The 25,377-nt window shown below is 58.3% G+C and carries 29 protein-coding genes; 21 read left to right on the forward strand and 8 right to left on the reverse strand.

Features of this window, described 5'->3' with window-relative positions; all coding sequences use genetic code 11:
• Positions 1–215: 215 nt before the first annotated feature.
• The 3 genes from K3754_RS02340 to rplT all read left to right on the forward strand — a co-directional run bounded on the left by K3754_RS02340 (position 216) and on the right by rplT (position 2,395).
• On the forward strand, positions 216–1,694 hold the full coding sequence (locus tag K3754_RS02340) for an EF-hand domain-containing protein (protein WP_259940563.1): 1,479 nt from the start codon (positions 216–218) through the stop codon (positions 1,692–1,694).
• A gap of 119 nt (positions 1,695–1,813) precedes the next feature.
• Complete coding sequence (gene rpmI, locus K3754_RS02345; RefSeq protein WP_203209216.1) at positions 1,814–2,014, forward strand: 50S ribosomal protein L35; 201 nt, start codon at positions 1,814–1,816, stop codon at positions 2,012–2,014.
• 15 nt (positions 2,015–2,029) lie between these two features.
• Positions 2,030–2,395 carry a 50S ribosomal protein L20 gene (gene rplT / locus K3754_RS02350; RefSeq protein WP_025047063.1) on the forward strand — a complete coding sequence of 122 codons (366 nt, stop codon included), beginning with the start codon at positions 2,030–2,032 and terminating at the stop codon, positions 2,393–2,395.
• A 76-nt stretch (positions 2,396–2,471) separates the two neighbouring features.
• On the opposite strand, the gene K3754_RS02355 is transcribed toward rplT, so the two are convergent.
• Positions 2,472–3,059, reverse strand: a complete 588-nt coding sequence (locus K3754_RS02355) for an NAD(P)H-dependent oxidoreductase (RefSeq protein ID WP_259940569.1) — start codon at positions 3,057–3,059, stop codon at positions 2,472–2,474.
• 102 nt (positions 3,060–3,161) lie between these two features.
• Between K3754_RS02355 and K3754_RS02360 the strand changes: the two genes are divergently transcribed.
• The 7 genes from K3754_RS02360 to K3754_RS02390 all read left to right on the forward strand — a co-directional run bounded on the left by K3754_RS02360 (position 3,162) and on the right by K3754_RS02390 (position 10,202).
• Entirely contained in the window at positions 3,162–3,740 is a 579-nt protein-coding gene (locus K3754_RS02360) for a TetR/AcrR family transcriptional regulator (RefSeq protein WP_259940571.1), read from the forward strand.
• Positions 3,741–3,814: 74 nt separating this feature from the next.
• Positions 3,815–4,888, forward strand: a complete 1,074-nt coding sequence (gene pheS, locus K3754_RS02365) for a phenylalanine--tRNA ligase subunit alpha (protein ID WP_203209213.1) — start codon at positions 3,815–3,817, stop codon at positions 4,886–4,888.
• A 23-nt stretch (positions 4,889–4,911) separates the two neighbouring features.
• Positions 4,912–5,340: a hypothetical protein gene (locus K3754_RS02370; protein WP_259940573.1), complete on the forward strand. Its 429-nt coding sequence runs from the start codon at positions 4,912–4,914 to the stop codon at positions 5,338–5,340.
• 311 nt (positions 5,341–5,651) lie between these two features.
• Positions 5,652–6,422, forward strand: a complete 771-nt coding sequence (locus K3754_RS02375) for a type 1 glutamine amidotransferase (RefSeq protein WP_259940575.1) — start codon at positions 5,652–5,654, stop codon at positions 6,420–6,422.
• A 36-nt stretch (positions 6,423–6,458) separates the two neighbouring features.
• A complete protein-coding gene (locus tag K3754_RS02380; protein ID WP_259940577.1) occupies positions 6,459–7,262 on the forward strand; it encodes a PHB depolymerase family esterase in 804 nt (267 codons plus the stop codon).
• 78 nt (positions 7,263–7,340) lie between these two features.
• On the forward strand, positions 7,341–9,740 hold the full coding sequence (gene pheT, locus K3754_RS02385; protein ID WP_259940581.1) for a phenylalanine--tRNA ligase subunit beta: 2,400 nt from the start codon (positions 7,341–7,343) through the stop codon (positions 9,738–9,740).
• Positions 9,741–9,755: 15 nt separating this feature from the next.
• On the forward strand, positions 9,756–10,202 hold the full coding sequence (locus K3754_RS02390) for a YtoQ family protein (RefSeq protein ID WP_259940584.1): 447 nt from the start codon (positions 9,756–9,758) through the stop codon (positions 10,200–10,202).
• Between the two features lie 2 nt (positions 10,203–10,204).
• Here K3754_RS02390 and K3754_RS02395 read toward each other — a convergent pair whose 3' ends face one another.
• Positions 10,205–10,906 (reverse strand): glutathione S-transferase family protein, encoded by a 702-nt coding sequence (locus tag K3754_RS02395; protein WP_203209208.1) that lies wholly within the window; start codon positions 10,904–10,906, stop codon positions 10,205–10,207.
• A 148-nt stretch (positions 10,907–11,054) separates the two neighbouring features.
• Here K3754_RS02395 and mscL point away from each other — a divergent pair, with 148 nt between their 5' ends.
• Complete coding sequence (gene mscL, locus K3754_RS02400) at positions 11,055–11,489, forward strand: large conductance mechanosensitive channel protein MscL (protein WP_203209207.1); 435 nt, start codon at positions 11,055–11,057, stop codon at positions 11,487–11,489.
• Between the two features lie 65 nt (positions 11,490–11,554).
• On the opposite strand, the gene K3754_RS02405 is transcribed toward mscL, so the two are convergent.
• Positions 11,555–11,836 (reverse strand): DUF1330 domain-containing protein, encoded by a 282-nt coding sequence (locus tag K3754_RS02405; RefSeq protein ID WP_259940589.1) that lies wholly within the window; start codon positions 11,834–11,836, stop codon positions 11,555–11,557.
• A 102-nt stretch (positions 11,837–11,938) separates the two neighbouring features.
• Here K3754_RS02405 and K3754_RS02410 point away from each other — a divergent pair, with 102 nt between their 5' ends.
• Positions 11,939–12,820, forward strand: coding sequence for a LysR family transcriptional regulator (locus tag K3754_RS02410; protein WP_203209205.1), 882 nt, complete (start codon positions 11,939–11,941; stop codon positions 12,818–12,820).
• On the opposite strand, the gene ald is transcribed toward K3754_RS02410, so the two are convergent.
• The gene (gene ald / locus K3754_RS02415; RefSeq protein ID WP_259943209.1) at positions 12,821–13,939 is read right to left on the reverse strand and encodes an alanine dehydrogenase; all 1,119 of its coding nucleotides are present in this window, start codon (positions 13,937–13,939) and stop codon (positions 12,821–12,823) included. It lies immediately after the preceding gene.
• Positions 13,940–14,078: 139 nt separating this feature from the next.
• Here ald and K3754_RS02420 point away from each other — a divergent pair, with 139 nt between their 5' ends.
• On the forward strand, positions 14,079–14,537 hold the full coding sequence (locus K3754_RS02420) for an Lrp/AsnC family transcriptional regulator (protein ID WP_025047050.1): 459 nt from the start codon (positions 14,079–14,081) through the stop codon (positions 14,535–14,537).
• A 166-nt stretch (positions 14,538–14,703) separates the two neighbouring features.
• The gene (locus K3754_RS02425) at positions 14,704–15,666 is read left to right on the forward strand and encodes an HWE histidine kinase domain-containing protein (RefSeq protein ID WP_259940593.1); all 963 of its coding nucleotides are present in this window, start codon (positions 14,704–14,706) and stop codon (positions 15,664–15,666) included.
• A gap of 88 nt (positions 15,667–15,754) precedes the next feature.
• Here the strand turns inward: K3754_RS02425 and rpsU are convergent, their stop codons facing one another.
• Positions 15,755–15,961: a 30S ribosomal protein S21 gene (gene rpsU / locus K3754_RS02430; RefSeq protein ID WP_007118112.1), complete on the reverse strand. Its 207-nt coding sequence runs from the start codon at positions 15,959–15,961 to the stop codon at positions 15,755–15,757.
• A gap of 114 nt (positions 15,962–16,075) precedes the next feature.
• Between rpsU and K3754_RS02435 the strand changes: the two genes are divergently transcribed.
• From K3754_RS02435 to K3754_RS02450, 4 genes are all read left to right on the forward strand, one after another.
• Positions 16,076–16,774, forward strand: coding sequence for a COQ9 family protein (locus K3754_RS02435; RefSeq protein WP_259940658.1), 699 nt, complete (start codon positions 16,076–16,078; stop codon positions 16,772–16,774).
• 87 nt (positions 16,775–16,861) lie between these two features.
• Positions 16,862–17,596 carry an energy-coupling factor ABC transporter ATP-binding protein gene (locus K3754_RS02440; protein WP_259940660.1) on the forward strand — a complete coding sequence of 245 codons (735 nt, stop codon included), beginning with the start codon at positions 16,862–16,864 and terminating at the stop codon, positions 17,594–17,596.
• Entirely contained in the window at positions 17,571–18,167 is a 597-nt protein-coding gene (locus K3754_RS02445; RefSeq protein ID WP_259940663.1) for an energy-coupling factor transporter transmembrane protein EcfT, read from the forward strand. Before K3754_RS02440 ends, K3754_RS02445 begins: the two co-directional genes overlap by 26 nt.
• Positions 18,168–18,247: 80 nt before the next feature.
• A complete protein-coding gene (locus K3754_RS02450; protein ID WP_203209200.1) occupies positions 18,248–18,793 on the forward strand; it encodes a biotin transporter BioY in 546 nt (181 codons plus the stop codon).
• Here the strand turns inward: K3754_RS02450 and K3754_RS02455 are convergent.
• The gene (locus K3754_RS02455; RefSeq protein WP_259940665.1) at positions 18,782–19,885 is read right to left on the reverse strand and encodes a thiolase family protein; all 1,104 of its coding nucleotides are present in this window, start codon (positions 19,883–19,885) and stop codon (positions 18,782–18,784) included. The genes K3754_RS02450 and K3754_RS02455 overlap by 12 nt on opposite strands.
• On the reverse strand, positions 19,882–21,120 hold the full coding sequence (locus K3754_RS02460) for an AMP-binding protein (RefSeq protein ID WP_259940667.1): 1,239 nt from the start codon (positions 21,118–21,120) through the stop codon (positions 19,882–19,884). The genes K3754_RS02455 and K3754_RS02460 overlap by 4 nt, the downstream gene beginning before the upstream one ends.
• A 129-nt stretch (positions 21,121–21,249) precedes the next feature.
• Between K3754_RS02460 and K3754_RS02465 the strand changes: the two genes are divergently transcribed.
• Complete coding sequence (locus tag K3754_RS02465; RefSeq protein ID WP_259940669.1) at positions 21,250–22,236, forward strand: NAD(P)H-quinone oxidoreductase; 987 nt, start codon at positions 21,250–21,252, stop codon at positions 22,234–22,236.
• Positions 22,237–22,515: 279 nt separating this feature from the next.
• Here K3754_RS02465 and K3754_RS02470 read toward each other — a convergent pair whose 3' ends face one another.
• On the reverse strand, positions 22,516–23,160 hold the full coding sequence (locus K3754_RS02470) for a ribonuclease T2 (protein ID WP_259940671.1): 645 nt from the start codon (positions 23,158–23,160) through the stop codon (positions 22,516–22,518).
• A gap of 127 nt (positions 23,161–23,287) precedes the next feature.
• Between K3754_RS02470 and K3754_RS02475 the strand changes: the two genes are divergently transcribed.
• Complete coding sequence (locus tag K3754_RS02475) at positions 23,288–24,061, forward strand: DUF1013 domain-containing protein (protein ID WP_259940675.1); 774 nt, start codon at positions 23,288–23,290, stop codon at positions 24,059–24,061.
• A 126-nt stretch (positions 24,062–24,187) separates the two neighbouring features.
• Positions 24,188–25,285, forward strand: coding sequence for an endonuclease/exonuclease/phosphatase family protein (locus tag K3754_RS02480; protein WP_259940678.1), 1,098 nt, complete (start codon positions 24,188–24,190; stop codon positions 25,283–25,285).
• The last annotated feature ends 92 nt before the right edge of the window (positions 25,286–25,377 follow it).

The following is a 25,377-nucleotide window of genomic DNA, read 5'->3' on the forward strand; positions in this document are numbered from 1 at the left end:
TCTTGCCCTATTTGCGCAATAGGCGTTCTGCAAATGGTTGTGGAGAAAAGGCAGGATTCATGCACAGGTTATTCTGGATTTTGGTTTTTTCGGTTCTGTCTGGTCCCGCAGTTGCGGACCAAACTTCAGGGGACCAGGCCCGCGGACTTGCCAAGTTGGACAATCGGTCTGTGGCGCAGGCGCGGACCAAGCCAGAATACTTTGTAAAGAGAACATTGAACGCGTTTTTCAGCTATGCGGTGCAGGATTTGGTGACTCAAGACATTCTGGACCAGCGGCATCGCGCCGAGGTTTTGCGCCGCCGTGCACATTTTCGGTCCGCCTACTTTCGGTTCGATCTGAATGGCGACCATTTGGTGAGTGCAGCCGAGATCAAGCAACAAGAGCCGGCGCTGAAGCCGCAGGATCGGGCGGAACTGATCTGGCTGCGTTATGCTTTTGACGCGGACAAGGATGGAAATCTGTCCCAATCAGAACTGATGATGGCGGAGGATGCGCAGCTTGGTCAGTTGGAGACCACCCGAGCGCCCGGATCGCAGCTGATGCAATTTGACCTCAACGATGATGGGGCAGTCACTGCAGAGGAAATCATTGCCGTGGTTGATCTGCTTCGTGATGAAGCAGACGGCAATTCAAAAAAGAATAACAAGGACACAAGGAAATCCCCGGCGCTGACAGCCGCCCAAAAGGAACGCGAGCTGCGAATGGCCGAATATGAGGCGCGGTTCGAGGCCAAGCGGGTGGCGTTGGCAGAGGCCGGGTTGCCCGAGATTTGCGCCTATCCGCCCAAGTCCGAAGAGGCGGGTTTGCATTGGCTTTCGACCCTGCGTGGAGGCGCGGTTTCAACGATTTCGATTAGTGGCCTGCATCAAGCCACCACTGTTGTGAGGTTGCATGTCGAAGCAGGTGAGCAACCTCTTTACCTGATCGCGGGTGCGCAGACTTCTGTGATTTGGCAATTCACCGGCGCTGTCGAGCGTATCGAGCGGCTGATCACGCATTCGGGCAATGCGGTTTCGGGTCTGGACAGCACGCAGGTTCACTTTGCGCGGTCGGGTGTCTGCGTTCCGGGTCCATCAGATCTCGGGCAGGCGGTTGCGCAGCGGACATTCCGAAGCACGCTTGAGGTCGCTTTTGACCGGCAACGGTTTGATGGAAAAACGGCCGAGTGGATGGGCAGTCGGACCTTCCCCAGTCATGAACGGATCATTCACAAGGATCAGCTTGATGCGGTGGACAAACCGATCCGTCGCAATGGCAAGGCTTTTGAAATGGTGGACGGCGCCCTGCGCGAGCTGGAGAACGACGTGGCATCGCGGCGGCAGGTTCAGTACCAGTTTGACCTTGATTATCCCTACGGCGTTGCGCGCATTGACCCGGAAACGCTGGTTTTGCAGGGCAAGGCGCAGCGCTATTCGGTGCTCCCGTTACAAGCAGGCCTGCTACAATTGTTGGATCAAGGCGTGTTGCGGGGGCATGCAGTCGACACATTGGTGATCACCCGCCCGGTTGAAATGCTGCCTTCTGGGTTTAAAACGAACGGGGCCAATAGCAGGGGCTACCGGTTCTATGTTGACCCGCAGGTTACGCTGGACATTGAGGCTGGTAATCTGAGTGAATACAACTATGAAAATCTGGAGACAGGTCGCTGTGTTGATGGGGTGCCATGCGAAATGCTGCCCTCGTTGGATTGATCCACCCGACCCCTCTTGCCAAAGCTGAGACATGGGCCTATACGCCCCTTTCATCCCGTGCGACCGGCCCAAGAGGCATGCCGAGTCGTGCGATCACCGACCTAAGATAGGAGACGGAAATGCCCAAGATGAAGACGAAATCGAGCGCCAAAAAGCGCTTTAAGATCTCGGCGACCGGCAAGGTCATCGGCAGCCAGGCTGGCAAACAGCACGGCATGATCAAGCGGAGCAATAAATTCATCCGTAACGCACGTGGCACAACAGCTTTGTCTGAGCCCGATGCAAAGATCATCAAGGGCTTCATGCCCTACGACCGCTGATAGAGGAGAGCTGAGATGTCCCGAGTTAAAGGTGGTACAGTAACCCACGCCCGTCACAAGAAGATCATCAAAGCCGCCAAAGGCTACTATGGTCGTCGTTCCAATGTCTTTAAAGTCGCCACACAGGCGGTCGACAAGGCCAACCAATACGCCACGCGCGACCGTAAGAACCGCAAGCGGAATTTCCGCGCCCTGTGGATTCAGCGGATCAACGCCGCTGTGCGTTCCCACGACGAAGCGCTGACATACAGCCGTTTCATCAATGGTCTGAACATGGCCGGTATCGAAGTGGACCGTAAGGTTCTGGCCGATCTGGCTGTACACGAGCCCGAAGCCTTCGGTGCGATTGTAAAGCAGGCACAGGCTGCGCTGGCTGCTTAAGCTGGTTTGGTACTAGAATTGGAAAAGCCGCTCCAACCGGGGCGGCTTTTTTGTTTGTTCAGGTGGGCGCTGCGCATTACGCCGCTAGGCCGCCCAATGCGCCAGCCTGCTTGAGCCATTTTTCCGGCTGGCCCGGCTTGGGATGGCTGGCACCGGCAAAATAGCTGATCTTGGCAGGTTTGATGCCGATGAATTTCAGGATTTGGCCGCGCAACTGATGCAGCATGGCACCGCGGTACATCAGGTTCAGGAACCATTTTGGCGAATCAGAGGTGAGCAAGACCCGCCCCGTGCGCCCGCCAAGCATTGGTTTGGGCATAGTGCCGGGGGGCACGCGCGTGTCAAAGGCGCGGCCGGGCAATAGGACGCGGTCGAACAGACCTTTCAATTTCGCAGGCAGGCTGCCCCACCACATCGGGGTGGCAAGGACGAAGTGTTCGCACCATTCGAGATCGCTCATCACGGTTTCGAGGGCCGGTTCAAGCGGTTTGGACTTTTTGTAGCCTGCGAATTCGTAATCCATATCAAAGCTCAGATCGTGCAGATGTGTCAGGCGAACATCATGCCCTGCGGCGCGGGCCGCCTTGGCATAGCTATCGGCAAGCGCGTGGTTCAGTGAGTTGTCAGCGGGGTGTCCGTTGAGGACGAAAATGCGTTTGGGCATGGGAATCTCCAATAAATGACCGTGGTCAATTTGGTAGATTCAAAAATGACCGTGGTCAATAACTAATTTGACCGCGGTCAAAAAGCATGCGAAACACAACGCATGAAAGATGCCATCCAACCCCGCACACTGAAAACTCGCGCCAAACTGACTGCGGCTGCCGAAGCTCTGATCGCAGATCACGGCTATGATGCCCTGCGGGTGGAAGAGGTGGTGAAGACCGCGGGGGTGGCCAAGGGCACCTTCTTTGCGCATTTCAAGGACAAGGATGCGTTGATGGACCTGCTGATCGGGGCCAAAATTGACGGGCTCCTGGATGATCTGGAACGGCAGCCAGTGCCGGGCTCCACCGCAGATCTGATCGCGGCAATGGATCCAATGATGCGGTTCATGACCTGCGAGCGCTATGTGTTCGATGTGATCCTGCGCCATTCCGGAGCGGCTATGTCTGATCAAATCGGGCCGATCGCAAAGACCTTTGGCCGACATCTGATCGTGGTGGCGGATTGGTTGCGTGATGGGCCGTTTCGGCGTGACATCTCGACCTTGTTGATGGCCGAAGGGGTGCAGGCCTTTCTGGTGCAGGTGATGGCCCTGCATTTCTGCGCCATTCATGCCGATGTGGATATGCGGGACCGTTTGCAGGTCTATCTCGATGCCTGGCTGCTGCCCAAAGGCTGATCCGGGGCGGCTCTCCCTTGTAATCAGCCGCGTATCTGCTAGCACGTCAGCGGACTTTGAAGGACGGGCGGACGATGGACGATCTCAAGCAAAAATACCTGAGCCAGATTGCCGATGCTGCGGATGAAGCGGCGCTTGAGGATATCCGGCTCGCTGCGGTTGGCAAAAAAGGCGAAGTGGCGTTGAAAATGCGCGAGCTGGGCAAGATGACCCCGGAAGAGCGGCAAGTGGCCGGTCCCGCGCTGAATGCGCTCAAGGATGAGATCAACAGCGCCCTTGCCGCCAAAAAGGCCGCGCTGGGCGATGCGGCGCTGGATGAACGTCTGCGCAGTGAATGGTTGGATGTGACCTTGCCAACCCGCGCCCGCCGCGAAGGCAGCATCCATCCTGTCAGCCAAGTGACTGAAGAGCTGACTGCGATTTTTGCAGAAATGGGCTTTTCTGTCGCCGAGGGGCCGCGCATTGATACCGATTGGTACAACTTCGATGCGCTGAACATCCCCGGCCACCACCCGGCCCGCGCCGAGATGGACACGTTTTACATGAGCCGTGCCGAAGGCGACAACCGCCCGCCGCATGTGCTGCGCACCCACACCAGCCCCGTGCAGATTCGCACGATGGAGGCCGAAGGCGCACCGTTGCGCATCATTTGCCCCGGCGGTGTCTACCGTGCCGATTATGACCAGACTCACACACCGATGTTCCATCAGGTCGAAGGTCTGGCGATCGACAAAGACATTTCGATGGCAAATCTCAAATGGGTGCTGGAAGAATTCTTTGCCGCATTCTTTGAGATTGACGGCATCAAGACCCGTTTCCGGGCCTCGCATTTCCCGTTCACCGAACCTTCTGCAGAGGTGGATATCCAGTGTTCCTGGGTTGATGGACAGCTGCGCATTGGCGAAGGCGACGGCTGGCTTGAGGTTCTGGGCTCCGGCATGGTGCATCCCAAGGTGCTGGCCGCAGGCGGGATTGATCCGAATGAATGGCAAGGCTTTGCCTTTGGCATGGGGATCGACCGGATTGCGATGCTGAAATACGGCATCCCCGATCTGCGGGCATTCTTCGACAGCGATCTGCGCTGGCTGCGGCACTACGGGTTTGCGAGCCTGGATCAGCCGAACTTGCATGGTGGTTTGAGCAGGTGAGTTTTTCATTCCGACGAAAAGCAATGGCTCAAGCTTTGGCTATCGTTGGGGAAGCAGGAATTCACGGTTTAGAGTACAATGCGCTATTGGAGCTGATGAATGCGGTTGGTACCCGTCAGTCGTCAAAAGCGCGAATTTCCCCATTGCCTGCATTGACCTTTTCTAGCCAAGAATTCGAAGATTATCTGATACTTGCTTACCGTTTCGGCTATGTAGAAAGGTCCAACTTCAGAGAGATCGAATGGAAAAGCGGACCCAACAAGTCGGGATATGATCTAGGTGATGAAATTGTGAGACTTACCCAGTCAGGATGGGAGTATATAGAAGCTCACGATGTTCCGATTATTGAAAGTTGGTTTCGGCAAATATCTAACAATGTACCGGTCATTGTAACTTCGGTTCTGGCGACCCTTTTGGCAGCGTGGATTGCAAGGCTATTTGGCTGGGTTTGACAGTTGGGCCTTGGATTTTTCAACTCTTTTATTGTCTAGCCCCTCCGCACGGACTCAAGGCTGCTTGCAGCCGTTGTGCCATCGCCTGCCCGCACCACCGGGCTGGCGATTTGGTGAGGCTGGGCCCACCCTCGACAGTTTCCAGCAAAGCCGAAACATTAATTGCCAGAGACCGGCTGTTTCATCACCATCCCGCGGGCAGGCGATGGCACGGCTGAATGAACGAATTGCGCCTTTACAAATGTCTGTGCTTGATTTCGTTCCAATAGGTGCGGAAGAGTGAGCGTGCACCCCATTGCGCGAGACACATCATGCTCAACATCCTCATCGTCGATTCCAACCCTGCCGCCGCCAATGCCCCGTTTAAGGAAACGCAAGGCATGACCATCGGTGAGAATTACGCAGCAGCGCTGCAAACCTGTCGGGATGATCTGACGATTACGATTGTCGCGCCCTATGACGGAGAGGAACTGCCGGCACTCAAAGAATTCGATGGCGTGGTGTTCACCGGCTCCAGCGTGGAATGGAACACCGACGACACCCGCGCCGCGCCTTTGGCTGATGTGATGCGCAAGGTGTTCGCCCAGGGTCTGCCAACGCTCGGGTCGTGCAATGGCATGCAACTGGCGGCAAGCGTGCTGGGCGGCAAATCTGATGCTTCGCCAAATGGCCGCGAGGATGGTCTGGCCAAAGGTGTGCGCCTGACGGACGCAGGACGGGATCATCCGCTGCTCAAGGGGCGCGAAGATGGCTTTGCCGTGCCCTGTGTGCACCGCGATGAGGTCACGCAGCTGCCCGAAGGGGCCGTGCTTTTGGCGGGCAATGACCATTCCGGCGTCCAGGCCTTCGCCTATGAGCGGGACGGGGTGAAATTCTGGGGCATGCAGTACCACCCCGAGCTTGATCCGCAAAATCTGGGCCCGAGCTTGGGGCGGATGAACTGGCTGTCCGCGCAAGACGCGCAGGATCTGGAGATTGTCGAGCGGGATCCAGACGCGGCACAGCGTTTGGGGGTGCGGGTCTCTGATATGAATCCGAACACGCGGATGACCGAATTGCACAATTGGCTGGCGTCATTGTGAAGTGACATTCGGGCGCGGGCGTCGTTCCTTGGCGCCATGATTTTGCGTTCATTTTTGTTCTTGATTGTTATCTCGATCTTGCCTGCCATGGGGCCGTGGCAGGCTTGCGAAGGCGCAAAGGCCTGTGAACTGGACGGCCGATCCTATCACATCCGTATGCCCGATGATTGGGATGGTGAAACCGCGCTGCCGGTGCTCTTGCATTTTCACGGCTGGGGGCGACAGGGTGATCTGATCGTCAAACACCAACGGATTTCGGGTCATACACGCCGGCGCGGCGTTCTGTTGGTTGCGCCCAATGGCCGGGGGCGCACATGGGATTTCTGGGATCAAGACAGCGCCGATGTGCCGTTTGCCGCCGCCGTGATCGAAGATGTGGCCAAGCGGTTTCCAATAGACCGTGATCGGATCTTTGTTTCGGGCTATTCCTACGGCGCTGCGATGGCGTGGCGCTATGCCTGTGAGAATGGCAATGGGGTCGCGGGGCTATTGGCGGTGTCCGGCACGTTGCGCCAATCGGAGCGCTGCCCGCAGGCCCCCAAACATATCCGTCATGTGCATGGTTTTGCCGATACTGTAATGGATTTCCCGATGGGGCCGGACGGCGATGAGACCCATCCGGTGGCCCTGTGGCGCGAGGCGCTGGGCTGTGGTGCTGGCCGCCGCCTGCCGCAATGGGAGATCGTCAGCTTTCTGTCTTTTGAGCGTTGGCACTGGGACAATTGTGATCGCGGGCACACCGTGACGCTGGATCTGCATTCGGGTGGGCATTTCATACCGCATGGCTGGATCGGCTGGCAATTGGATCAATTGATGGGGCGTGTGCCGCAGTATCCTTAGGTCCACATGCTAGATGCATTGAAACCTTGCGCATTTGACGATACCGAAGCCACAAGCGTTTGCACGAGGAACTGACCGATGAAATTCACCCTGTCCTGGCTGAAAGAACATCTCGATACCACCGCTTCGGTGGATGAAATCACCTATGCCCTGACCGATCTGGGCCTTGAGGTTGAAGGCGTCGAAGATCGCGGTGCGCGGCTTGCCGATTTCACATTGGGTTTTGTGAAGTCAGCTGAGAAACACCCCGATGCGGACCGTCTGCGTGTGTGTCAGGTCGAGACTGACGAAGGTGTACAGCAAATCATCTGCGGTGCGCCCAATGCCCGCGAAGGCATCACGGTGGTGATTGCCAAGCCGGGCGTTTACGTGCCGGGTATCGACACGACCATCGGCGTTGGCAAAATCCGCGGCATCGAAAGCTTTGGCATGATGGCCTCCGAACGGGAGCTGGAGCTGAGCGAAGAACATGATGGCATCATCGAGCTGCCGTCCGGTTCGGTGGGTGACCGGTTTGTCGATTGGCTGGCCGAGAATGATCCGGCCAAGGTTGATCCGGTGATCGAGATTGCGATCACCCCGAACCGCCCCGATGCGCTGGGTGTGCGCGGGATTGCCCGTGATTTGGCGGCGCGCGGTCTTGGCAAACTCAAGCCGCGCGATGTGCCCGCGGTCGAAGGACAATTCCCCTGCCCGATCTCTGTCACCATTGATGAAGACACGCTGGACGCCTGTCCGGTCTTTTACGGCCGTTTGATCAAGGGTGTGAAGAACGGGCCAAGCCCGACTTGGCTGCAAGACAAGCTGCGGGCTATTGGCCTGCGTCCGATCTCGTTCCTTGTCGATGTGACCAACTATTTCACCTATGATCGCAACCGCCCCCTGCACGTATTCGATGCCGACAAAGTCTCGGGTGGCACCTTGCGTATTCACCGCGCCAAGGGCGGCGAAACCTTGGTGGCGCTGGATGAAAAGGAATACACCCTTGAACCTGAGATGATCGCCATCTCCGATGCCGAAGGTGTGGAAAGCCTTGGCGGCATTATGGGTGGCGCGGCGTCCGGCTGTTCCGAAGACACCGTAAATGTGTTCCTTGAGGCGGCCTATTTCGATCCGATCCGCACCGCATATACGGGCCGGGCGCTCAAGATCAATTCGGATGCACGGTATCGGTTCGAGCGCGGGATTGATCCCGAATGGACACCCTATGGCATCGAACATGCCACCCAGATGATTCTCGATATCGCGGGGGGCGAAGCTTCCGAAGTGGTGGTCGCGGGTAAGATCCCGGACACTTCACGCGCCTATAAACTCGATGCCGCGCGGGTGCAGTCGCTGGTTGGCATGACCATCCCCGAAAGCGACCAGCGCCAGACGTTGACAGCGCTTGGCTTCCGCCTTGAGGGCAACATGGCCCATGTGCCAAGCTGGCGCCCCGATGTGCAGGGCGAGGCGGATCTGGTGGAAGAGGTCGCGCGAATTGCCTCCCTGACCCAGCTTGAGGGCCGGCCCTTGCCGCGCCTGACCGATGGCGTGCCGCGCCCGATCCTGTCGCCCATGCAGCGGCGGATGAGCGCCGCGCGGCGGACCTGCGCCGCTCTGGGGTACAACGAATGCATCAGCTACAGCTTTATTGATCAGGCTTCTGCCGCGCTCTTTGGTGGCGGGACTGACGAAACCCGTCTGGAAAATCCGATCTCTTCGGACATGAGCCACATGCGCCCCGCCCTGTTGCCCGGTCTGTTGCAGGCTGCGGCCCGCAATCAGGCGCGCGGTTTTGCCGATATGGCGCTGTTCGAGGTTGGCCCGGCGTTTCACGGCGGTGAACCGGGAGAGCAACATATGCTGGTCTCTGGTCTGATCGTTGGGCGTACTGGTCCCAAAGATGTGCATGGCGCGTCCCGCCCTGTGGATGTGTTTGATGTCAAAGCCGATGCCGAGGCGGTGCTGGCTGCAATGGGTGCGCCTGCAAAGGTGCAAATTCTGCGCGATGCTGCCGATTGGTGGCATCCGGGGCGTCACGGCAAGATCTGTCTTGGTCCGAAAAAGGTGCTGGGCATCTACGGCGAATTGCACCCGCGTGTGCTGGCTGCGATGGATGTCAAAGGACCTGCGATGGCCTTTACCCTGTGGCCGGGCGAAGTGCCTTTGCCGCGCAAATCCGGTGCAACACGGGCCGCCCTCCAGATCAGTGATCTGCAAGCGGTTGAACGTGATTTTGCCTTTGTCGTGGACGCAGACGTAGAGGCGCTGACCTTGGTCAATGCCGCGAAAGGCGCAGACAAGGCATTGATCGAAGAGGTCCGCGTCTTTGATGAATTCATCGGCGGTAGCCTTGGTGAGGGCAAGAAGTCTCTCGCCATCACAGTGCGCCTGCAACCCAGTGACAAAACATTGAAGGATGCGGACATCGAAGCGGTGGGTGCCAAGGTGATCGAAAAGGTTACCAAAGCCACCGGCGGCGTGCTGCGCGGCTGAAGAGGAGGGTTCTGGATGCTTAAGGTTTATCTATCGGGCGAAATTCACACCGATTGGCGCGAGCGGATCATCAATGGGGCTGAGGGATTGGATGTCAGATTTGACAGCCCTGTCACCGATCACGCCGCCAGCGATGATTGCGGCGTTGCGATCCTCGGGGCGGAGGCGGACAAGTTCTGGCACGACCGCAAAGGCGCCCAGTTGAACGCGATCCGCACCCGCAAGGGGATTGCGGATGCGGATGTTGTCGTGGTGCGCTTTGGCGATCAGTACAAACAGTGGAACGCAGCTTTTGATGCAGGCTACGCTGCGGCTTTGGGCAAGTCCTTGATCATCCTGCACGGGCCTGATCACGCACATGCGTTAAAGGAAGTCGACGCTGCGGCGCTGGCCGTCGCGCAGGAACCGGAACAGGTTGTCCAGATCCTGCGCTATGTTTTGTCGGGCAATTTGCCCGGCTAGGATCAGTCGCGCGGCGGTGTGACCAGCCCTTTTTGCACCGCCGGACGCGCCTCAAACCGTTTGAGGTAGTCGACCAGATTGCCGTGTTCTTCCCAGCCGATGGCCTCTTTCGCGCCGTAGAAATCCAGCGCCCGCAACCATGGTGCGATGGCGATATCGGCGATTGAAAATTCCGAGCCTGCAATCCATTCCTTGCCTGCCAGTTCAAGGTTCAGCACGTTCAGAAGACGCTTGCCCTCGTTCAGGTAGCGCTCCATCGGGCGTTTGTCTTCCCATTCGGAACCGGCAAATTTGTAGAAGAACCCAAGCTGTCCAAGCATGGGGCCAAGGCCGCCCATCTGGAACATCACCCATTGAATGATCTGTGCCCGCTCAGCCGCGTTATTGCCCAGCAGTTTGCCGGATTTCTCGGCCAGATAGATCAGGATCGCACCGGATTCGAACAGGCCAATCGGCGTGCCATCCGGACCGTTGGGATCAATGATCGCAGGGATCTTGTTGTTGGGGTTCAAGGACAAGAACTCAGGGCTTTTGACATCTGCATCCGCCAAAGTCACACGATGTGCCTCGTAGGGAATGCCCATTTCCTCAAGCGCGATGGACACTTTGACGCCATTGGGGGTTGGGAATGAATACAGCTGCAGCACATCTGGGTTCTGTGCAGGCCATTTCTTGGTGATCGGGAAAGCGGAGAGATCGGTCATGTGTGGTTCCTTTTTTGGTATGGGTAAGAGGTAGGGATTTTTCCCCGCAAATACAGAGTTTGGTCTGTGCGCGTTTGTGTTAACAATTGTGCAGCGGCGAACCGTTTGGTGCGAATATCAAGCCGCATGTCAAAAAAAGGGACGGAAAATGCTTCAAGAATTCAAAGACTTCATTGCCAAGGGCAATGTTATGGACATGGCGGTTGGTATCATCATCGGTGCCGCCTTTACGGCGATCGTGAAATCCTTGGTCAGTGATCTGATCAATCCGATCATCGGCTTGTTTACCGGCGGTGTGGATTTCACCAATAAATATGCCGTGCTGGCGGGTGAGGTTGCGGAAGGCGCATCGCTTGAGGCCGCGCGGGAGGCGGGAGCATCGGTTTTTGCCTATGGTTCCTTCATCATGGCCGTGATCAATTTCCTGATCATTGCTTATGTGGTGTTCATGTTGGTCAAAGCTGTGAACAAGGCCAAGGCGGTGGCAGAGAAGCCCGACGAGGTTGCGCCAGAAGTGCCGACTGGCCCATCCGAACTCGACGTGCTGCTTGAGATCCGGGATTCCCTGGCAAAAGCCAAGTAAAAGGCGCGAGTTCTCGTGATTGGATCAGGCCCGCCGTTTGGCGGGCCTTTTCTTTTTGGCGCACTTTACAGCAGAAAGATATTGGACTCGCCCGCGTTTTGGCGCATCGCACGCACATCGGCGATCTCAGGATCGGTGTTCCAGGCTTCGGCAGCTTCGCGGCTGGGGAAGGTCAGCAGGACGATGATTTGTGGGACAGGTCCATCGCCCTCAATCTGTTTGGGCGCAGGACTGACGTGCAGGGCAGACACTCCATGTTTTTCCATCGCGGGGCCAGCGGCCTCGCGGTAGCGGGCCATCATGTCAGGGTCGGTGACGTTCAGGGTAACAACGGCATATGCGGTCATGGTCTCTCTCCTTTGTTGATGGTTGAAAAATAGGTGTTGCGACAATGTGCGAAAACCGCGCAAGGTTGCGGAATGGATGTGCGGTAATGATCGGAAGGCCGAATGTCTCTTGATTGGAATGATCTGCGGTTTGTGTTGGAGACCGTGCGCCAAGGCGGGATCAGCGGAGCGGCGCGGGCGCTTCGGGTCAATCATGCGACCGTTGCACGGCGGATCACCGCGGCGGAGGCGGCGATGGGCACGCGACTGTTTGACCGTCATGCCAGCGGTTATCGCCCGACCGAGGCGGGCAGAGAAGCCGCTCGCAGCGCCGAGCAGATGGAGGCGGCCAGTCATGATCTGGGCCGCCGCATCGGGGCCAAGGATCAGGCGCTCAGCGGATCATTGACCATCACTGCGCCTCAACTGCTGTTTGAACGGACGCTGGCCCCGATCCTGCACCAGTTCGCGAACCGCTATCCGGCGATTGAGCTCAAGGTGGTGGCGGCGAACCGCGAATTGAACCTGTCGCGGATGGAGGCGGACGTGGCTTTTCGCATCTCTGACACGCCGGGCGATACGCTCGTGGGGCGCCGGGTGACGGAACAGAATGCGACCGTTTATGTCGGCAAAAAGCAGGCCGCGCGGTTGCGCGATGATCCGGCGTTGCCGCTGGATTGGGTGCGATTTGCCCATTGGCCCGGACCGCCCGAGGTGATCAAGCAGAACTGGCCGAACCGGCGCGTGCGGATGACGGTGGATGATATGTACGCGGCGATTGCGGCCGTGCGTGAGAATATCGGAGCGACCCGGATGCCGTGTTTTCTGGGCGATCCCGATCCGTTAATGGAGCGTTTGCCAAATGTGCCTTTGCTGCCCTATCGCCCGCTGTGGGTACTGGCGCATCCGGATTTGGCGAAAACCGCCAAAGTCTCGGCTTTCACCGATTTTGCTGCTCGTGAATTTGCAGCGCTGCGCCCCCTGTTCGAGGGCGCAGCGCAGTAGTCAGCCAGCGATGGCTTGATCGGCGGTGATGAAATCCATGCCAAGCGCCTCACCCACGGCGGCATAGGTCAACTGGCCGGCGTGTACGTTCAGGCCTGCCTTGAGATGCGGATCATCTTTGCAGGCCTGACGCCAGCCCTTGTTGGCAAGGTTCAGCATGAAAGGCATCGTGGCATTGCCAAGGGCAATGGTCGATGTACGCGCCACCGCGCCGGGCATGTTGGCCACGCAGTAGTGCATGATGCCGTCAACGTCGTAGACGGGATCTTGGTGCGTTGTGGCTTTCGAGGTTTCAAAACAACCACCTTGGTCAATGGCAACATCAACAAGCGCCGCACCGGGCTTGAGCTCGGACAATTGTGCGCGGCTGATCAGCTTGGGCGCGGCTGCGCCGGGGATCAGCACCGCACCGATGATCATATCGGCCTCGCGGGCCAGTTCGATTGTGTTCTGCGCCGAGGCATAGGAGGTCTTGAAGGTACCGCCATAGACATCATCAAGATAGCGCAGCCGTGGCAGGGACCGGTCAAGGACGGTCACATCGGCGCCCATGCCAGCCGCAATGCGGGCCGCGTGGGTGCCGACGACACCGCCGCCGATGACCATGACCCGCGCCGGGCCAACACCGGGCACGCCGCCCATCAAGACCCCACGACCGCCATTGGCCTTTTGAAGTGTCCATGCGCCCACCTGTGGAGCAAGGCGCCCGGCAACCTCTGACATCGGGGCCAGCAGGGGCAGGCCGCCATTACGGTCAGTCACGGTCTCATAAGCGATGGCCGTGCAGCCGGAGGCCAGCAGATCTTTGGTTTGCTCTGGATCGGGGGCGAGGTGCAGATAGGTAAACAGCAGCTGGCCTTCGCGCAGCATCTTGCGCTCTGCGGCCTGCGGTTCCTTGACCTTAACGATCATGTCCGCCTGGGCAAAAACCTCTTCCGCTGTGGCGATGATTTTGGCGCCTGCGGCCTCATAAGCGGCATCGTCAAAGCCGGCGCCGATGCCTGCGCTGGATTGCACGATCACGTCGTGGCCGTTGTTCACGGCTTCCAGGGCCGCGCTTGGCGTCAGGCCGACGCGGAATTCCTGGGGTTTGATCTCTGTTGGGCAGCCGATTTTCATGGTGATGACCTTTTGTTTGTAGATTGCCTGATTTTTAGGCGATCCGCTGTGCAAAGAGGCACGAATAACCGTGGTCAGAGCGATGCTTGTTGGGATAGTATTGCGCAACATGCCACAGCCACGCGAAAGTTTTGCGCAAATGAGCCTTGATGAGATTGATCGACGTATCCTGAAGGCGCTTCAGCGCAACGGCAGAATGTCGAATGCGGAGCTATCCGAAGATGTGCATCTGTCTCCCTCTGCCTGCCATCGCCGGGTGCAGCGGATGGAGAAAGAGGGATATATCCGTGATTATGTCGCGTTACTGGACCCGCGTAAACTGGGCGTGCCGACTACCGTCTTTGTGGAAATTACCCTGCGCGGTCAGGCGGACGAGATTCTGGATGCTTTTGAGAAATCCGTAGCCCGTATCCCTGATGTTTTGGAATGTCATCTGATGGCGGGGTCGGCGGATTACCTGCTCAAGGTCGTTGCCGAGAATACCGAGGATTTTGCCCGCATCCATAGGCAATATCTGGCCCGTCTGCCCGGTGTCGGGCAAATGCAATCCAGCTTTGCCTTGCGAACCGTGTGCAAAACCACGGCTTTGCCTGTTTGAGAGCGTGACCTTGGGTTCAGGACCCAAAGTGGCCCGCGCAATCGCTTATTTTTGTAGCCAAGCAAATCGGTGGTGGGTAAACACGTCTTTGGACGTATCTTGCTGACCCGCTGAACATGTCATGCGCCAAGCCGATTGTCCGCTCCGGGTAACAAGGACAGTGCGAATGCCCCTGAACTTCGAAGCGATTTTAATGGATGCGCCCGTTCCAATGATGGTGTTGGACCGGCAGTTGCATTTTGTCACGGCCAATGATGCCTATCTCACGATGGTGTCAAAGGCTAAGGGGGATTTGATCGGACGATATGTTTTTGACGTCTTCCCGGAAGAACCGGATCGCGTTGAAGCCATGGTCGAGATTTTTCAAAAGGTGTTTGAAGGGGAGCGACCAGTCTTCAAGGAAATTCCTTTCACGATTGCAAGAGATGGAAAGCTGGTCGAACACTGGTGGACGGCATCTCATGCACCTGTGCCGGGGGCGGATGGGTCCATCAAATACCTTGTCCAATATAGCGAGAATGTCACCGAGCAGGTGCACCTGCGCGAACTCAAGGACGCTATGCTGGGCGAAATGCAGCACCGCATCGGCAATTTCTTTGCCGTGGTGGGCGCGATCGGGCGGCAGGTGGCCCGCAGTGCAGCGGATGTGCCCGACTTTATGGACCGCTTCAACAGCAGGCTTGAATCGTTCTTTACCATCCAGAAACAACTGATGCCCGGCAGTGAACAGCGGGACGGTCTGCAATCGGTGATCGATGAACAGCTTAAGGTTTATGCTGCTTCGGCGCATGACCGGATTGTCAAATCCGGGCCGGACGTGCCGCTCTCGCCGGTTGAGGCGCAGGCGGTTTCGATGGCAGTGCATGAATTGAGCACCAATTCGCTGAAATACGGCGCAATCCGCAATCCCGATGGAAAGTTGGACATTTCTTGGGCGGTTGACAGCCAGGATACAGTCACCCTCACTTGGCAGGAGACCGGGGTCAGCGGATCGGATGGTCCAGAGCAAACCGGCTATGGCACGATGCTATTGACCACGATCTTGCCGCGGCAGTTGCATGGCGTGGGCACGCGGCATTTCGACGGCGATACATTTCGGTACGAGTTGACGATCAACAGGCCTGATTGACCCGGCGAATGTCCGACACAGCCAAAGAAAAACCCCCGCAACCACGATGGTGCGGGGGTTCTAATTCTCAGCCAATGCTGAGGATGATTTACATCATCCCTTCGCGTTGTGCTTTTTTGCGTGCCAGTTTACGGGCACGACGGATCGCTTCAGCTTTCTCGCGCGCTTTTTTCTCGGACGGCTTCTCGAAATGTTGCTTGAGCTTCATTTCACGGAAAACGCCTTCGCGCTGGAGCTTTTTCTTCAGAGCCCGGAGGGCCTGATCGACATTGTTGTCGCGAACACTAACCTGCATGTGGTTGTCACCACCTTTCTAGGATAAAGTTGCAATGATTTGCAGGAAACCGGCCTATAGCAAGCCCATTTGGGTTTGTCGAGTCTTTCATCCCTGCACAAAAAGGAGCCCGCGATGACCGATCCGCAGCCAGAGCCAAAGACCCAATTGTTAAACGCAGCCCTTGATCATGTGCCTTTTGACGGCTGGTCAGAGGCAACATTTGCCGCCGCCGTGAAAGACAGCGGTGTTGATCCGACTGTGGCGCGGGCGATCTGTCCACGCGGCGCGGTTGATCTGGCAGTGGCCTATCATCATCGCGGCGATGCGGTGATGTTGGCGCAGCTCAAGGAAGAAGATCTGGACGCGCTGCGGTTTCGTGACCGGATTGCACGGGCAGTGCGGCTGCGTTTGGAGGTGGCCACCGACAAAGAGGTCGTGCGCCGTGGCACCACGCTGTTTGCGCTGCCGCATCATGCGCCCGAAGGGGCCAAACTGGTCTGGGGGACATGTGATGCGATTTGGACCGCGCTGGGCGATACCTCCGAAGATGTGAACTGGTACACAAAGCGCGCTACGCTCTCGGGGGTATATTCCTCTACCTTGCTGTTCTGGCTCGGTGACACCAGCGAAGGAAATCAGGCCACCTGGGATTTCCTAGACCGCCGCATCGACAACGTAATGCAAATCGAAAAGGTCAAAGCGCAGGTGCGTCAAAGCCCGACGCTGAGCAAATTGTTGGCTGGTCCAAACTGGGTTCTGGGACAGATCAAAGCGCCTACAAGATTTCCCAAAGGGAATTTGCCTGGCTCATGGACGGCCCCGCGCGACTAGGGGCTTGGCCCAGGGTGTGCGGCCCACTTTACTTCAGGCCGCGACCTGTTAGGCAGTGCGCCAGTGAACAGCCGGCCCTAGATCCCTATGACTGACCCCAATGCGCATCTGATAGATATGCAGGCCATCGGCTTTGCCCCGGAGGGCAAGCCGGTGTTGTCGGACATTGATCTGCGCAGCAATGCCCGCAGGATCGGTGTGGTTGGGCGCAATGGATCGGGTAAGACCACCTTGGCGCGGATCATGGCGGGATTGATCGCGCCGGACGCCGGTCAGGTCCGTATTGCAGGCATCGATGTGGCCAAGGATCGCAAAGCGGCGCTGGGCGTGATCGGAATTTTGTTCCAGAATCCCGACCATCAGATCATCTTTCCCACGGTCGAAGAAGAGCTTGCCTTTGGCCTGCTGCAACAAGGCCATCCGAAAAGCGAAGCCGCGCGAGCAGTGGCCCAGACCCTTGCCGAATTTGGAAAGAGCCATTGGGCCAAGGCGGCGATCCATCAGTTGTCACAAGGGCAAAGGCAGCTTGTGTGCCTGATGTCGGTTCTGGCGATGCGCCCAAAGGTGATCATCCTGGATGAGCCTTTTGCGGGGCTGGATATCCCGACGACATTGCATTTACAGCGCACTTTGAAGGCCATTGATCTGACGCTGGTTCACATCACCCATGATCCTGCTGTGCTGGTTGGATACGACGAGGTGCTTTGGGTTGATCAAGGAAAAACCGAATTGATTGGCGCAGCTGCGCAGGTTTTGCCCGCCTTTCAAGACCGTATGACCCAGATCGGAGCGGGCGATGATCTCTCTGACCTCACCGGTTGAAACACGGGCGCACGGCTGGCCCGCTGGGGCCAAGCTCGCGGGGCTTTGTTTGGCGACAGTGATGCTTTTCGCGGTTGAAGGACTGGTTTGGCATCTTGGGTTTCTCGCCGCTGCGCTGTGCATGTACGCGCTGCCGGGGTGGTCGTTTTTCCAAGGCGGTATGAGGCGGCTGCGGGTGCTATGGCCGTTTGCCGTGATCATCTTGCTTTGGCATTATTTCACAAATGACTTTGCCAACGGCGCTGTGATCGTGGTGCGGATGATCACTGCTGTTGGTCTGGCAAATCTTGTCACAATGACCACCAAGCTCAGCGATATGATTGAGGTTGTGCGCTGGCTCTCTGCACCACTGCGCCGCTTTGGCGTGCAAACCCGGAGTATCGAACTTGCCATTGCCTTGGTGGTCCGATTCACGCCGGTGTTGGCGCAGAAGGGGCAGACACTCGCGCTGGCTTGGAAGGCCCGCGCCGCCCGGCGTTTGGGCTGGCGGGTGATCACGCCCTTTGCGATTCTAGCCATTGACGATGCCGAACATGTCGCCGAAGCCTTGCGGGCGCGGGGCGGGCTGTGACGCAATAGCGGTTGACCTTACCAGGCCTGCACCCTACCGCTGCGCCCAACATGCACCAAAACGCAAATAACAGGATTGATATGGAACGTTCCCTCACGCTTATCGCCCTTTTTGCCGCTCTGATTGCGGCACTGGGGTTGATCCCGAAATTCGACCTTGCCTTTGGTGTGCCGATCACGGCGCAAAGCATGGGTGTCATGCTATGTGGTACGGTTTTGGGCGCCAAGCGTGGCGGTTTGGCGGCGCTCCTGTTCATTGGGCTGGTCGCGCTGGGTCTGCCGCTTTTGGCGGGCGGCCGGGGCGGTCTGGGTGTCTTTGCAAGCCCCACCGCAGGTTTTGTCATCGGGTTTCCAATCGCAGCCTTTGTCACGGGTCTGGCTATGCAACAGTTCCGCGCTTTGCCGATTGGTTGGGCGGCTGGCGTGGCGTCGATCCTGGGCGGTGTTGTCGTGCTTTATGCCTTTGGCATTGGCGGCCTGATGGTGGCGCTGAAAAAAGACCTGCTTGAAGCCTCCGGTCTGGTGCTGGCCTTTGTGCCGGGTGATCTGATCAAGGCCGTGCTGGCGGGGTTCATCACCGCAGGTCTGGCCAAGGCGCGTCCTGCAAGCCTGCTCTCACGCTCCTAACAGCAGCGCCGTACCAAGGCCACCGGCCGCCGCAATTGCGGCAAGGCCGGTGCCGCCACCGGACCGGATCAACTCGTGGTAAAGACGCACTGCGTTGATCGCACCTGATGCGCCAATGGGATGCCCTCGCGCCAGGGCGCCGCCGCCACGGTTGACAACCGCTGGATCCAGTTTCGCCCCTTGCACGCAAGCGATGGCCTGTACGGCATAGGCCTCCATAATCTCGGCGGTGCCGATATCCGCGGCGCTGAGACCGTGGCGGGCCAGTGATGACTGAATCGCAACGACGGGCGCAACGCCGGGGCATTCTGGCGTTCCGCCGCGTGTGGCCCCGCCAATCACGCGCACAAGCGGCGAGGTTAGCCGCGCTGCAACCCTTGGCGAAACCACCACGCAGAATGCCGCGCCATCGGCCGCCACCGCCGCATTGGCCGCTGTGATGTCGCCCGAGATTACCTTGGCCCGCTTGCACAACCCAGGGCTTAGAGCACGGGCAAAGCTGTCTGTTTGCAGGCCGGCAAGGGGAAGGATTTCGGACGATCCCGCTGATTGCGCCAAGGCTTTGGCGTGGCTGGCGACGGCCCAATCGTCTTGGGCCATCCTGCTTATGCCCTGCGATCTGGCCAGTTCTGCCGCCGCAAGGGCCATTTCAGGGTCGCGGTCCGGCCAAGGGGTGAAGGGCGCCTGATCATAAGGCTCCGGTGCACGGCCATCCGCAAAGGTCCGCAGCCGCAGGGGGCGACGGGAATAGCTTTCTGCACCACCAGCAACCACCACATCGGCATGGCCGCTTTGCACCATCATCGCGGCCAATAAAATGGCGTCGAGCCCGCCTGCACATTGTCGGTCCGTGCTCAGTCCTGCGACATGTTCCGGTAGACCCGCCGCCAGCGCGGCGATGCGGGCAGGGTTGCCGCCGCCGCCCAGAGCATTGCTCAAGATCACCTCGTCCACGTCCTGTGGGCTCAGGCCAGCGCCGCGCAGTGCGGCGCGGATCACGGGCGCTGCGAGTTCATGCAACGCCATTGCGGACAAACCGCCGCCGCGCGGGGCAACAGGGCTGCGGCAAGCGCTGGCGATAAAGCTGGTCATGTCTGACCCTCCACCCATTTTGCGAGTTGTGGCAAATCAATTTTGCCTGACGCCAACAAGGGCAAAGCGGGGTGAAACAAGATCTGTTTTGGGGCAATGAGCGGACCAAAGCGGTCACGGCAAATCTGTTGCACCTGGGCGGCCAGGTCAGGATCGGCCGGACCTTCAATCACTGCGCTCAAGCGTTGGCCGCGCACGGGGTCGGGTCGGGGCAAGATGGCACAGGCGGCAACGGCGGTCGATGCGCAGACATGCGCCTCGATTTCTTCGGGGAAAACCGTTTGATCCGCGATCTGAACCATGCGCGTCTTGCGCCCCAGCAAGAACAGGTTGCCATCGTCATCGAGGCGGCCCATTTCACCAACGCTGAGGAACCCGCTATGAAGCCGTGTGTCATTGGCATGGCCCAAGGCGTAGCGATCAAATAGGTAAGGGCTGCGCACACAGACCTCGCCAATTTGCGTGGTTTTTTGTCCATCGGGATCACGGATTTGAATTGTCACTTCGGGATAGGCCTGGCCAACGGACCCATGCGGCGTGTCCGGTCCGGACAGTGTAATAAAACTGGTTTCGGCCGCGCCATAGAACACCCGGATCTCGGCGTTGGGACAGAGGCTTTGAATGCTTTGCGCGGTGCTGTCATCCAACGCGCCACCTCCACATAGGATCAACCGGAGATGGGGCAACCCTTCGGTCGCGGTGCCAAGCGCCAGCAGGCGTAATTGAGTTGGGGTGGCGTAGAGAATGCTGATGTCCCGAGCGGCCAGAATGGCGGCCTGCTTGCGATATGGCACGGCATCGAGGGCAAATGCGTCAAGGCCAAGATGCAAGGATTCCAAAACACCATAAAGGGCCAGGGAATGGCTCAACCGGCCCAAAACCGCGATCCGGTCCTGTGCGGTATACCCAAAAAGCCGGGCGTTCGTGTCGAAACTGTCGATCCAGCTGGATTGCCGGCGCAGAATGCCCTTTGGCTGGCCGGACGAGCCGCCTGAAAGCGTGATGAACTGATCCGGCTCCGAGCTCAGCCCGGAAGGATCAATGCCCTCGTAAAGACAAAAGCCCGAACCGCTTTGCAATGCCGCGCCAAGGGCGGTGAGGGCATCGGCGGTGGTTATGGCGTCAATGGCGCAAAACCGGGATGCGGGGCGCACATCAATGCGGGGGACAGGCAAAGCCCCGGCAAAGAGCTGCGCATCGGGATGCCAGCGAAAACGTTGCTGATTGTCTGTCATTGCGCTGCCTGTGTCTTTCGCTGGTGTTCCTATCAAATTGCCGCGCGAAAGGCCAAGCGTGACAATCGGGGTGTGCATCACCTGTTTGCGCATTATGTTGACCGCGAACCAAGACCCAAAGGATAGCTGATGCCCGACACAATGCGCGCGATTGAGATTACCCAACCCGGCGGCCCGGATGTTTTGCAACCCACGCAGCGACCAATGCCGCAGGCAGGCCCCGGTCAGGTGGTGCTGAAAGTGGCTTTTGCCGGTGTGAACCGGCCAGATGCGCTGCAACGGGCAGGCATGTATGCGCCGCCCCCAACAGCCAGCGATTTGCCAGGGCTTGAAGCGTCAGGCGAGGTGGTTGCGCTGGGTGCAGGGGTGTCTGATCTGCGCATTGGTGATCAGGTCTGTGCGCTGCTGCCGGGGGGCGGTTATGCGGAATTTGTGGCGACCCCGGCGGCGCATTGTCTGCCCGTGCCAAAGGGCATGGGGATGAAAGAGGCGGCTTGCTTGCCCGAGACGTTTTTCACGGTCTGGTCCAACGTGTTTATGCGCGGCGGGCTGAAGGCAGGTGAACGGTTTTTGGTGCATGGTGGATCATCCGGGATTGGAACAACCGCGATCCAGCTGGCGCATGTGAAAGGTGCGCGGGTCTTTGCGACTGCTGGTACGGATGCCAAATGCGCCGCCTGCGCCGGGCTGGGGGCGGAGGCCGCGATCAACTATCGTGATATGGATTTTGTGGATGTGATGCAGGCCGAGGGTGGCGCCGATCTGATCCTTGATATGGTCGGCGGCGATTACATTCCGCGCAATCTCAAGGCTTTGGCCGAGGATGGACGTTTGGTGCAGATCGCATTCTTGCAAGGGCCCAAGGCAGAGGTGAATTTCGCCGCGCTGATGACCCGGCGGTTGACGATGACAGGATCAACCCTGCGCCCGCAAAGTGATTTGGCCAAGGCGCGGATTGCGCAAGATTTGCGCAGTGAGGTCTGGCCACTGTTGGAAAGCGGGCAGGTCGCACCTGTGATGGACAGTTGCTATCCGCTGGATCAAGCGTCAGAGGCCCATGCGCGGATGGAAACAAGCGGCCATATTGGCAAGATCGTGCTCAGCGTCGGTGGTTAAGAAAAGGTCGCGCTGCGCGCGGCACGATGTTTGGATTTGCGCAGGCGCAAATCGTGCCTCCGGCGGGAATATTTAAGAGCCAAAAAGGGAGGAATGGCTCATGTCCTTTCCTCCCTTCGGACGAAAGCAACGCTTCCTTTCCGGCGCGGTCATCGGCGCTCCCGCCTGTACCGCATCGGGAATTGACCACATTAAGGTTAAGAGTTTCTTACGCCTTTTTGGCAAATAAATACTCCCCGCGGAGCGTTCCGCAAAAAGCGGCGGGCGGGGCGTCAGTGTTCATTGCAGAGGTGCGAAAAGAGCGTCTTTCTTTTTGCAGTCACGCACGACGTCCTGGCCGCATGGCACCGGCGCAAGGCTGCGGGACAGACAAATGCGGACCTCCTGGATTTGGGCGCCTTTGCAGGTCACGGTGACCCCGTCGGGTTCCATGTCGGGGTTGGCCTTGAGGAAGGCTTCTTCAACCACCGATGCGGGCAGCTTGACCGTGCGGGTCAATTTGCGGAACACGGCTGGCCGTTTAACTTGCCCATAGGCGCGGCGCGATAGGTTGTAGTAGTCCTTCGCCGAAAGTCCTGTGCAGACCCCGTGTTTCTTCCATTGATGCCAGGCCAGGCCGCTGGTGCCCATGATATCGGCCATTTGTGCAGTCATTCCCCGTGAGGGCGGTTTCTTTGCGCTGCGGCAGAACGATGGATAGCCGCGGTGATATTGCGGCCAGAGGCCATGCAGGATCCAGCCGTGGCCGCTGTTTCGGACGCATTGGGGTGAGTTGCGGGCATTGCCTGTCCGGACACACCAGTTGGGTGACCAGCTGAGCGCGAGGACGTAATAGTCAAACGCCCCGGCCTTGCCTGTTTCGCTGCTGGCGGGCAGGGCGGCTGTGATCAGCCAGATCGAAAGCGGCAAAAGCAGCTTGTGCATTGGGTCTTTCCTTATTTGCTATGGCTCAGTATAAGGCGTGCAAGTTCCCCGACAATGGAGACCGTTTCGGCCCGCCGAGACAGCCTTTTCAGGCGACGGGAAAGTTGCGACTTTAGGAGAGATCACAATGGCAAAACCGATTATGGCCAAAGCCACCGCAGTTTGGCTGGTGGACAACACAACAATCAGCTTCAAACAGATTGCTGATTTTGTCGGTATGCACGAACTGGAAGTGCAAGGCATCGCGGATGGCGATGTGGCGCAGGGAGTCAAGGGGTTTGATCCCATTGCCAACAACCAGTTGACCCAGGAAGAGATTGACGAGGCGCAGGCCAATCCGCTGCACAAACTGTCGTTGAAATTCAACGCAGCAGCGCAGGGTGAAGAAAAGCGCCGCGGGCCGCGTTATACGCCGCTGTCGAAACGTCAGGACCGTCCGGCGTCGATCCTGTGGTTGGTCAAATTCCACCCTGAACTGAGCGATGGCCAGATCAGTAAACTGGTGGGTACCACCAAGCCGACCATTCAGGCGATTCGCGAGCGGACGCATTGGAACATTTCCAACATTCAGCCGATCGACCCTGTGGCCTTGGGTCTGTGCAAGCAGTCCGAACTGGACGCGGCTGTGCAGAAAGCGGCGGCGAAAAAGGCTGCGGATGGCGAAGTGATGAGCGATGACGAGCGCCGCAAGCTGGTGAGCACAGAGCAGAGCCTCGGCATGGATACAGAGCCGAAGATCCCGACAGCCATCGAAGGGCTTGAAACCTTTACCCTGTCTGGCAGCGATGTTGATGACGAGGATGAAGATGATGCGAGCAAAGGTGACTATTCCGATGCCGACAGCTTCTTTTCCCTGCCCGAAGGTGGCGCGGATGATGATGAGGATGACGCCAAGGCGTGATCGCGGTGCTGCTCCAGCGGAACCAATTGGGCCGCTGCGTGTTTGGATAAAGGGTGTGGGGCATTGGCCCTGCACCCTTTTTCGTTTGTGATGCAGTGACAGCCGCTTCTGGCGGAAAGGGACAAGATGATCAGCGCAATCGTGCTTTGGGGTTTGACGGGGTTCTTGGTGATCGCGAGCTTGCTGCCGCTCAGCAAGATCCCTTTTGGCACCATCCGAGGGTTGGCGTTCCCGCGTGAGCAATTTTTTGTGCTGGCGGTCGTCCTGCTGCCGTTCATGATATTCTTTCAGCCGGCGCCTGCTGCCAGTGTAGGGGTGGCGCTTTTGCTGGGGGTGGCTCTGGTGCAGCTGGTCTATATCGCGAAATTTACCCCGATCTGGAAGAAGCAGTCTGTTGATGCATCATCGGCGCATCTCGCGGACAAGGGCCGCCAGATCAGCCTGCTCGCCGCCAATGTCAAACAGTCCAACCGCGCCTATGATAGGCTGATTTCACTGGTACAGCAAAAAACGCCAGATGTTCTGATGGCCATTGAAGTGGATGCGGAGTGGATCGCCGCACTGCGCGGGCCACTTGGCGGGATGTTCCCGCATTGGGTCGAGGTGCCACGGGCCAACAGTTACGGCCTATGTCTGATGTCGCGGCTGCCACTGGATGAAACAGAAGTGCGCGAGTTGGTGACCGAAGGGGTGCCGTCCATCCGTACCAAAGTGACCTTGCGGGACGGGCAACAGATCCGACTTTATGTCGTACACCCGGAGCCGCCCATCATCTCTCATGACACCAAGGGCCGCGACAGCGAGATTGCTTTGATCGGGCTGGAGGCGGCCGAGGATTTGCTGCCTGCCGTCGTGACCGGAGATTTGAACGATGTGGCATGGTCCACCACCACGCGGCGGTTTCAACGTCTTTCAGGGCTTTTGGACCCAAGGGTCGGGCGCGGGTTCTACAACACATTTAGTGCGACGATGCCCTGGATGCGCTGGCCGCTGGACCATCTGTTTCATGATGCGCGGTTCAGGCTGATCGACATGGCGCGGCTTGGCAAAATCGGATCGGATCATTTCCCGATGTGGTTTGTTCTGGCACTGACTGGAGATGCCCTGCCGGACACCCTGCCAGAACAGGCGGATGCGCAGGAAGAGCAGGACGTCAAAGAGATGATCGCCGAAGAGAAGAAGCGTGACCGGGAGGCTATCGGAAGCGATTGGGAAGACGGCTAGCATCGAACAGCCTTGCTGCGGCTTTTGCGACACAGTTTTGACATTGCGGCAAAAAATGCATGGCGGTGCATTTTCCATATTGTGCGAATCCG

The organism is Sulfitobacter sp. M368 (assembly GCF_025141875.1).
GTDB classification, from domain to species: Bacteria; Pseudomonadota; Alphaproteobacteria; order Rhodobacterales; family Rhodobacteraceae; genus Sulfitobacter; species Sulfitobacter mediterraneus_A.

Excerpts from the sequence above, each read along its gene's own strand:
- rpmI (WP_203209216.1), top strand. The coding sequence starts at position 1,814 with ATGCCCAAGATGAAGACGAAATCGAGCGCCAAAAAGCGCTTTAAGATC.
- rplT (WP_025047063.1), top strand. The coding sequence starts at position 2,030 with ATGTCCCGAGTTAAAGGTGGTACAGTAACCCACGCCCGTCACAAGAAG.
- K3754_RS02355 (WP_259940569.1), bottom strand. The coding sequence starts at position 3,059 with ATGCCCAAACGCATTTTCGTCCTCAACGGACACCCCGCTGACAACTCA.
- K3754_RS02360 (WP_259940571.1), top strand. The coding sequence starts at position 3,162 with ATGAAAGATGCCATCCAACCCCGCACACTGAAAACTCGCGCCAAACTG.
- pheS (WP_203209213.1), top strand. The coding sequence starts at position 3,815 with ATGGACGATCTCAAGCAAAAATACCTGAGCCAGATTGCCGATGCTGCG.
- K3754_RS02370 (WP_259940573.1), top strand. The coding sequence starts at position 4,912 with ATGGCTCAAGCTTTGGCTATCGTTGGGGAAGCAGGAATTCACGGTTTA.
- K3754_RS02375 (WP_259940575.1), top strand. The coding sequence starts at position 5,652 with ATGCTCAACATCCTCATCGTCGATTCCAACCCTGCCGCCGCCAATGCC.
- K3754_RS02380 (WP_259940577.1), top strand. The coding sequence starts at position 6,459 with ATGATTTTGCGTTCATTTTTGTTCTTGATTGTTATCTCGATCTTGCCT.
- pheT (WP_259940581.1), top strand. The coding sequence starts at position 7,341 with ATGAAATTCACCCTGTCCTGGCTGAAAGAACATCTCGATACCACCGCT.
- K3754_RS02390 (WP_259940584.1), top strand. The coding sequence starts at position 9,756 with ATGCTTAAGGTTTATCTATCGGGCGAAATTCACACCGATTGGCGCGAG.
- K3754_RS02395 (WP_203209208.1), bottom strand. The coding sequence starts at position 10,906 with ATGACCGATCTCTCCGCTTTCCCGATCACCAAGAAATGGCCTGCACAG.
- mscL (WP_203209207.1), top strand. The coding sequence starts at position 11,055 with ATGCTTCAAGAATTCAAAGACTTCATTGCCAAGGGCAATGTTATGGAC.
- K3754_RS02405 (WP_259940589.1), bottom strand. The coding sequence starts at position 11,836 with ATGACCGCATATGCCGTTGTTACCCTGAACGTCACCGACCCTGACATG.
- K3754_RS02410 (WP_203209205.1), top strand. The coding sequence starts at position 11,939 with ATGTCTCTTGATTGGAATGATCTGCGGTTTGTGTTGGAGACCGTGCGC.
- ald (WP_259943209.1), bottom strand. The coding sequence starts at position 13,939 with ATGAAAATCGGCTGCCCAACAGAGATCAAACCCCAGGAATTCCGCGTC.
- K3754_RS02420 (WP_025047050.1), top strand. The coding sequence starts at position 14,079 with ATGAGCCTTGATGAGATTGATCGACGTATCCTGAAGGCGCTTCAGCGC.
- K3754_RS02425 (WP_259940593.1), top strand. The coding sequence starts at position 14,704 with ATGCCCCTGAACTTCGAAGCGATTTTAATGGATGCGCCCGTTCCAATG.
- rpsU (WP_007118112.1), bottom strand. The coding sequence starts at position 15,961 with ATGCAGGTTAGTGTTCGCGACAACAATGTCGATCAGGCCCTCCGGGCT.
- K3754_RS02435 (WP_259940658.1), top strand. The coding sequence starts at position 16,076 with ATGACCGATCCGCAGCCAGAGCCAAAGACCCAATTGTTAAACGCAGCC.
- K3754_RS02440 (WP_259940660.1), top strand. The coding sequence starts at position 16,862 with ATGACTGACCCCAATGCGCATCTGATAGATATGCAGGCCATCGGCTTT.
- K3754_RS02445 (WP_259940663.1), top strand. The coding sequence starts at position 17,571 with ATGATCTCTCTGACCTCACCGGTTGAAACACGGGCGCACGGCTGGCCC.
- K3754_RS02450 (WP_203209200.1), top strand. The coding sequence starts at position 18,248 with ATGGAACGTTCCCTCACGCTTATCGCCCTTTTTGCCGCTCTGATTGCG.
- K3754_RS02455 (WP_259940665.1), bottom strand. The coding sequence starts at position 19,885 with ATGACCAGCTTTATCGCCAGCGCTTGCCGCAGCCCTGTTGCCCCGCGC.
- K3754_RS02460 (WP_259940667.1), bottom strand. The coding sequence starts at position 21,120 with ATGACAGACAATCAGCAACGTTTTCGCTGGCATCCCGATGCGCAGCTC.
- K3754_RS02465 (WP_259940669.1), top strand. The coding sequence starts at position 21,250 with ATGCCCGACACAATGCGCGCGATTGAGATTACCCAACCCGGCGGCCCG.
- K3754_RS02470 (WP_259940671.1), bottom strand. The coding sequence starts at position 23,160 with ATGCACAAGCTGCTTTTGCCGCTTTCGATCTGGCTGATCACAGCCGCC.
- K3754_RS02475 (WP_259940675.1), top strand. The coding sequence starts at position 23,288 with ATGGCAAAACCGATTATGGCCAAAGCCACCGCAGTTTGGCTGGTGGAC.
- K3754_RS02480 (WP_259940678.1), top strand. The coding sequence starts at position 24,188 with ATGATCAGCGCAATCGTGCTTTGGGGTTTGACGGGGTTCTTGGTGATC.